Raw genomic sequence first — 6,729 nt, 5'->3', positions numbered from 1 at the left:
TCGTTCGACTGATCCCGCGTTCCTGAACTTCCGTGCTCATCCGAAGGCCAGTCCCTTCGTAGAAGCCTCGACGAGGCGCTTGGTGTGGCGGGCCGTCTGCTCGGTGGCGCGCGCCGTGCGTTCGGCGCTGTCATCTCCCGCGGCGAGGCCGCGCACGGCCGAGGCGTCGAAGGTGCCGCGCACACTGACGCGGCTGGCGAGCAGATCGAGTTGATCGCCGAGGTCGGCCAGCCGCTGCAAAGCGACGGACGCCGGATCCTGTCCGCTGGCGAGCGCCTCTTCGCGCCGCTCACGGGCTGTCTCGACGGCCTGCGCCAGTTCCTGTTTCGTGCGGGCCAGTGCTTCCTCGGCCTGGCGGATGCGCTCGGCCGTCTGCTCATCGAGATCAGCGAGCGCCTCGATGCGCTGGGCATCGACGGCGTTGAGCGCCGCTTCCTTCTCCTGCTCGCGCTGGGCGTCGCTGCGACCGCGGCGGCGCTCGGCTTCGGCGATGTCATCCTTGCGCTGCGATTCGATTCCCGTGAGATCGGCATCCAGTTCCCGGCGATTCAGCGCCTTGGCGGCTTCGACATCGAGCGTCTCATCCAGCAGACCCATCACTTCGGTGAAACGATCTGCGAGCCAGTTCGTCACCCGGGCCCAGATGCGCTGCACACCCGCGGCGAGATTTGCCCAGCCCTTGGCGATGCCGGCGGTGAAGTCGGGGAAGTTGCGTTCGAACCAGTCGCGGACTTCGATCCACGCCTTGCGCACTCCGGAGAAGGCGATGATCGCCGCCTTCTGGAAGCCGGCGCTGAATCCGATCCAGGCCTGACGCAATGGCTGGATGCCCTGTTCCCAGGCGACACGCAGCCCGGCCCAGAGGACGCGCGCGGCCAGTGCAATGTCGCCACCGGTCATCGCATCACGGATGCCGCTCACCACGGCGCCGACGAACTTGCCCAGTTCGCCGAAGCGGTCGCGGAGCCACTGGAGGGCCTTGCCGCCCGCGCCGGACCACGCGATGACCGTCCCACCGAGCAGACCGACGGCGGCGATGAGCAGGCCGATGGGTGAGATGACGGCGCCGATGATCGCAGCTGCCGCGGCGAATGCGACTTTCACGGCCGTGAGTACCGACACCAGCCCGCCGATGACGAACGCCGCGGCCTGCGCGCTGGCGCCCACCAGCACCATCGCCACGCCGACAGCGCCAAGCACGGCGACCGATCCGGCGGCGACGACGACGAGCATCCGGTTCTCGCGCACCCACTGCGCGATGGCCGTGGTGACGCGCGTGATCAGGTGCGTGGCGATGCGCAGGGGCGCGACGATCGACTCGCCAACCGCGATGCCCAGACCTTCGAGGGCGCTCTTGAGAATGATGGCCTGCCCCTTGAGGGTGTTGAGTTGGACGCCAGCGATGCGCTCTGCGGTGCCGGTCGCGCCTTGGAGGGCGCTTTGATAGTCGCGGAGTTTGTCGGCGCCCTGCGAGAGCAGTTCAGCCACGCCGGCCGCCTGCCGGGCCTGGAAGATGCGGCCGAGGATTTCGAGTCGCTTGCCCGAGCCCATGCCCTCCATGGCGCGGTTGAGATCATCGATGATGGCCGCCAGCGGCCGCACGTTGCCCTGGGCGTCGAGCACGTTCACGCCGAGTTCTTTCAGTGTGTCGGCCGCCTCCTTGCTCGGGCTGGTCAGCGCCAGGATCGCGCCGCGCAGAGTCGTGCCCGCCATCTCACCCTGGATGCCGGCGTTGGAGAGCAGCTGGATGGCCGCGACGATCTCCTCGAAGGCGATGCCGGCGCTCTTGGCAATCGGCCCGACGAACTTCATGGCGTCGCCCAATTGGAGCAGATCGGTGTTCGCCGTGGTCATGGCCTTGGTGAGCACATCCACGGCTTCGCCGAGCCGATCGGCCTCGATTCCCATGCCGGCCATGATCTTGGCGGCGATGTCCGCGGACTGGGCGATTTCCAGTTGACCGGCTGCGGCGAGGTTGAGTGTCGGACCGATGGACTTGAGGATCTGCTCGACGCTGAAACCCGCCAGCGCGAAGAAGCCCATCGCGTCCGCCGCCTGGCTGGCGGAGAACACCGTCGTCTCACCGAGTCGCTTGGCCTCGTCGGAGAGACGCTTGAAGTCCTTCTCGCTCGCGTTGGTCAACGCACGGACGCGTGCCATGCTCTGCTCGAAGGTGGCGAACGCGATGCTGCTCAGCGCGAAGGGCGTGCCGATGACCGCCGCCGTGGCGACGAGACTCTGACCAACTGACCGCACACCGTCGCCGAAGGCCTTGAGGCGCGCCTGGGCGCGCCGCAGGGCGCGGAGCAGGCGCGAATCGTCGCCTCCGATTTCGACGAAGGCGCGGCCGGCGCGGATGCCCTGTGTCGCGGCCATCGATTACGACCCTCTCACACTGTTGCGCCAGAGTTCGGGGAGTTTGGGCCGCTCCTTCTCCAGTGCCGGCTGCATGTACGGGCGCGCCGCGATGCGCACGCGGCGCTCGGTGCGCTTGCCGCGCCGGCGGCGGGTGACGGTCGTCGTGCCGCCGCGTTCGAGCACGCGCGGCGCGGTCGAGGCCCTGAAACCCACCGGACCGATGACGACCGAGTCGCTCTGTTTGTCGTAGCCGAAGAGGATGAAGCGGCGCAGCAGGCCGACGTGCGAGTGGGGCGGCTGGCCCGGCTTGCTCGTGCCCTTGCGCTTGCGGATGCTCGTGCGGGCCGACTGGCGGATGAAGGCGCCGGCCTTGCTCAGTACCTTGCGGCGCGCGGCATCGACGGCCCGTTTGACCTTCGGGCGGTCGAAGAACAGTTGCTTGATGCGCAGGTCTAGCATATTGCGCCTCCTGCGAGATAGGATTGGTTATGACAGTTCGTGATCGCATCCGATGGTGGGAACCGATCGGTGCTTCCTACAGACGATCGCTGGTCGAGCTGTGCGCCGTCGGCATCCTTCGACCTCTGTTTTGGATTCGGGTGCTTGGCTTCTCGTTCGTCGTGATTGCCGGACTGATCGCATGGTTGGTTTCGATGTACCCGACTATCGCCATACCATGGGCGCAATTGATTACAAAAGCTCTTCTCGGCGCGCTGCTGATCTTCTGTGCTTGCGCCCTCGTCGCCGTCGTGCCGCGACGCATTGAAATCGGACCCGACGAGATTCGCATTCTCCGCGGCCAGTCTCATGCTCGGATCATTCTTGAGCGAATCGAAAACGTCTTTATTGACGACAGCGCCTCTACCCCGTCGCACCTCGTCGTGTTGTATCGCACGCGAATTGAAACGGTGGAGACGCTGTCGTTCGCGATTAAACCAACGGTCGATCGCGAGGCACTTGATTCGCTGGTTCGCCAGATCAATTCTGCTGTGCGTTCGAAGTTGACTCACGATTCCGTCCTCGACGGTCCGCCCGGCTGACTTGCCTTCACGGCCATTCCTGGCACCCGTCCCTCGACGAACACTTCCTTCAGTACCGACACATCCGCCTTCATGACGCCCGCATTGCGCGCGAACGGGTCGAAATCGCCGGGCCGGAACGCCCGCTGGTGTTTGGCGCTGCGCTGGGTGTTGGCGATGAGCGCCATGATCGATGAGACCCGAGCCCACTCGTCGCGCTGCCTTTGCTCGGCCATCGCGAGGAGGTCGCGCAGCGTCAGGCTGGCGGGATCGAGGCCGAGGATGCCGGCGCAGCGCCAGATGAGTTGCCAGAGGTCGCCTGAGTCAGAGCATCCTGCACGATCCGTTCGATCTCGCCGCCCTCCAGACGGGCTTCGACGACGTCGCGTGCCTTGTCCATTGCCTGCCGGACCATCAGCAGCACCCGCCCGAGGTTGGCCCGGTCCCTCGGGCTGGGGCAGAAAGCCACCAGTTCATCGAGCAGCGCCGCGGTGGCGGCGTCGATCGCGTCGCCGGCCATCGCAGCGCCGAATGTCCCATCGCTGATCTGTTTCTGATCCGCCTGCGGCTTCACCAGCGCGTAGATGATGTCGCACAGCAGCACGGGATCGCGCATTAGGCGTTCGAGCAGATCGCCGCCGCTGATCACCTCGAGCAGGTCGGTGCCGGTCAGGCTGCGGATGCGTTTGAGGGCCGCGACGTTGATCTCGACGGACCACTCGTTACCCGTGTTGTCCTTGAAGGTTTTCACCGGCGGCATCTCCTGATTGCTCGGGCGGCCCGTACTCCTGAGCCCGACGCGCGGCGCGGGCCTGCTGGTACTTCCAGTCCGCCCACACCCAGATCAGCCAGAGGAAGACGATTCCACCTACCCAGTACATGATCATGTCAGACTCCAATCTGCGATTCTCCTGCGCGCTCGACTGGCTGCTCGAAGAGTTGAGGATCGATGACGGGGAACGCGGCAAGCAATCGGCGGCTCGCCCAGAACACCAGCAGCCAGACAATCCAGCAGGCCAGGATGGTGTACATCCAGCATCCCAATGGTGCGTTCTCCTGCTCACGGCGTCGAGTCGTACAGCACGCCAAGGTTGAGGACGGCTGTCGCCGACGACGATGCGTTGCTCGCCATGAGGCCATCGACCGAGTCGCCTGCGAGCGGGTTCACGATCTGCTGGCCGTCGAGCCAGAACCACGTTTCGTTCTTCACGAGGTCGATCGACAGCGTGGTTACTCCGGTATCACGCACGCTGAGGTGGCCGCGCTCTCCGAGTTTGGCGCCGATGGCAACGAGTTCATCGCCGGTGAATGCCAGGGCGATCGCCACCTGCTCGGCCGCCGTCACGGCGGTGTCCTGAACAGGGAGCACATCGCCCACTCCCCCTGAAAATGTCACGTCGTCTCCGGCCACGCCATCCACATCCACGTCGTAGCGCCGGCCGCCATCCCAGTAGATGTCGATCACATCGCCGATCTGAAGCGTCGTGCCTGCGAGGGTGAGCACGCCCGTGGTATCGGTGGATCGCGTCGAAAGCGTGCCGGCCTCGGCCGTGGGCAGTGTGATCGGGCCCTGGCGGATGGAACCGTCGGCAGTGCGCTGGAGTGTGGCCCCGAGCGGCGCGCCGCCGATCTCGCCGGAGAGTGACAGGGTACTGCTGGGCATTACGCACCTCCGATCCACGAGGGCGGCGTGGCTGAGTAGGCGACCTTGGCGGTCACCGAGACGGTGATGCCCTCCTCGAGCGGCTCGCTACGACTGAACGAACTGATCATGAAGTCGGCCTGCAATCCCTCGCCCCCGGTGTCGTCGAGAACCTGGAAGCCCAGGATGGCGTTGTTGAGGTAGGCGTTGCGGATGGCGGTGAAGCCGGCGTCGGCGGTATCCCACACCATCTCGAACTCGATGGTGGCGGACTTGAGCGTGGCGACGTTGGCGCGCCAGCCTGCGTTGCCGCGCGTGGTCAGATCCGCCTCGGCGGCTTCGAGATTGAGCGTCACATCGCGGACGTTGGTCAGCTCCAACCACGCTCCGCCGGCGCCCTGGCCGTCCACCTTGTAGTTGAGGACGGCCTCCATGCCGAGTTTGAAGCCCATGGGTCACGGTCCTTTCGTGCTCTACTGCCTCACCCTGTAGGTGACCGACACGACACTCGTGAATGCGCGCTGCTGATCGAGATGCTCAGGTGAAATGAGCGGATCGGTCGTGGTAGTCAGCCACGCGGCCTCGGGCGCGCCCGCCAGCCGCGGGTGGCTCAGGTGCTCGGCGATCTCCTCAACCAGCGCGATCAGTGCGTCGGCGTCGGGATCGCCATCCACCTTCTTCTGCACTCCCACATCGATGGTGCAATCGAGCCACGAGTCGCGGCGCCCCGAGGCGGTCCGCGCCACACTGCGCGGCACGACCGTCACATGCAGATTCGCCAGGTCTTCGAGGCCGACGCTCGGCACAAGGTGGCGCTGAGCCGTGAAGGGCATCGAGAACGAGGTCCCATTCAGGCTCGCCACCACGGCATCCGCAATGTTCAGGATCGTGCTGCTCACAGATCCTCCGTGCCCACGTGCTTGGTGTGGATGCGCAGTGTCAACCGATTCACGTCGCTGTAGCGCCACGGCGGCTCGCTGCCCGGCGCCATGACCTCGTAGGTGTACGTGGCGATGGCGTCGGTCTCGATGATGCGATCGCCGGGCTGTGGCAGTGTGGTTTCAGCGGCGAGGACGAGATCGGCAGCGCGGATAAGGAAGTCCCTTGACTCGATGCGCGTGAGACCGCCCGCGTGGTCGTCCTGTTCGAAGACGGTGCGGCCGATCGTCGCCGCCAGTTCCACCTCGTTGCTGGCGCGCAGGTATTTCACCGTCCGCGTCAAGTGCTGGTGACGCTGATCTTCGAGCCATGTCAGTCCTTGTGCCAGCAGATCGGACATGATGCATCACACCGTCGAGAGTGCCGCGCCGTCGTTGCAGACCACACGCCAGGCGAAGGTGCCGTTGTTGTCGATCGCATGGAGGCGGATCGAGTCGTTCGCATCCGCCATGGTGATCGTGTTGTTGCCGGTCTGGTTGATCGCCGACGCGACGGTGATCACGCACGTGCCGCCGTCGGTCTTGATGAACAGGAGCAGTTCCTGCCCCACAAACGTCGGGATCGCCAGGGTGCGCGTCTCGGAGCCGCCAGTCACGATGGGCACATAGCCCGACTGCGCGACGGGAATCGCTCCGGCGTCACCCGGATCGGGAATCGCGCCCGTCAAAGTGCTCTGGAGGCCGATGACGGAGTGGTCGACGAGCACGCGCGCCGTGGCATCGGTGTCCGCTGCGGCCCGTACGGTCTTGCCGAGGTAGGTGTTGCCCGTCG

Annotated in this window: 12 protein-coding genes; 1 reads left to right on the top strand and 11 read right to left on the bottom strand. The window is 65.7% G+C overall.

From position 1 onward, the window contains the following. Positions 1-36: 36 nt before the first annotated feature. Entirely contained in the window at positions 37-2,376 is a 2,340-nt protein-coding gene (locus IT430_19260; protein MCC6910079.1) for a phage tail tape measure protein, read from the bottom strand. Positions 2,377-2,379: 3 nt separating this feature from the next. Then, a complete protein-coding gene (locus IT430_19255; GenBank protein ID MCC6910078.1) occupies positions 2,380-2,817 on the bottom strand; it encodes a hypothetical protein in 438 nt (145 codons plus the stop codon). Between the two features lie 29 nt (positions 2,818-2,846). On the opposite strand from IT430_19255, the gene IT430_19250 reads away from it, so the two are divergent. After that, positions 2,847-3,398: a hypothetical protein gene (locus IT430_19250; protein ID MCC6910077.1), complete on the top strand. Its 552-nt coding sequence runs from the start codon at positions 2,847-2,849 to the stop codon at positions 3,396-3,398. Here the strand turns inward: IT430_19250 and IT430_19245 are convergent. From IT430_19245 to IT430_19205, 9 genes are all read right to left on the bottom strand, one after another. After that, positions 3,365-3,565, bottom strand: coding sequence for a hypothetical protein (locus IT430_19245; GenBank protein ID MCC6910076.1), 201 nt, complete (start codon positions 3,563-3,565; stop codon positions 3,365-3,367). The genes IT430_19250 and IT430_19245 overlap by 34 nt on opposite strands. Positions 3,566-3,633: 68 nt before the next feature. Further along, positions 3,634-4,128 carry a hypothetical protein gene (locus IT430_19240; GenBank protein MCC6910075.1) on the bottom strand — a complete coding sequence of 165 codons (495 nt, stop codon included), beginning with the start codon at positions 4,126-4,128 and terminating at the stop codon, positions 3,634-3,636. Further along, positions 4,100-4,264, bottom strand: a complete 165-nt coding sequence (locus IT430_19235; protein ID MCC6910074.1) for a hypothetical protein — start codon at positions 4,262-4,264, stop codon at positions 4,100-4,102. The genes IT430_19240 and IT430_19235 overlap by 29 nt, the downstream gene beginning before the upstream one ends. A gap of 1 nt (position 4,265) precedes the next feature. Beyond that, entirely contained in the window at positions 4,266-4,409 is a 144-nt protein-coding gene (locus tag IT430_19230; GenBank protein MCC6910073.1) for a hypothetical protein, read from the bottom strand. A gap of 28 nt (positions 4,410-4,437) precedes the next feature. Beyond that, a complete protein-coding gene (locus IT430_19225; protein ID MCC6910072.1) occupies positions 4,438-5,040 on the bottom strand; it encodes a hypothetical protein in 603 nt (200 codons plus the stop codon). Next, positions 5,040-5,471, bottom strand: a complete 432-nt coding sequence (locus IT430_19220) for a hypothetical protein (GenBank protein ID MCC6910071.1) — start codon at positions 5,469-5,471, stop codon at positions 5,040-5,042. Before IT430_19220 ends, IT430_19225 begins: the two co-directional genes overlap by 1 nt. Before the next feature lie 21 nt (positions 5,472-5,492). Then, positions 5,493-5,918 carry a hypothetical protein gene (locus IT430_19215; GenBank protein ID MCC6910070.1) on the bottom strand — a complete coding sequence of 142 codons (426 nt, stop codon included), beginning with the start codon at positions 5,916-5,918 and terminating at the stop codon, positions 5,493-5,495. Further along, on the bottom strand, positions 5,915-6,298 hold the full coding sequence (locus tag IT430_19210) for a hypothetical protein (protein ID MCC6910069.1): 384 nt from the start codon (positions 6,296-6,298) through the stop codon (positions 5,915-5,917). Before IT430_19210 ends, IT430_19215 begins: the two co-directional genes overlap by 4 nt. A gap of 6 nt (positions 6,299-6,304) precedes the next feature. Beyond that, on the bottom strand, positions 6,305-6,729 hold a 425-nt coding region (locus IT430_19205; protein ID MCC6910068.1), incomplete at its 5' end, for a hypothetical protein.

The sequence above is a fragment of the Phycisphaerales bacterium genome, assembly GCA_020852515.1.
Taxonomy (GTDB): Bacteria; Planctomycetota; Phycisphaerae; order Phycisphaerales; family UBA5793; genus UBA5793.
Note: the sequence above shows the minus strand (reverse complement) of the source record. Positions and strands in the feature narration are given on the sequence as shown.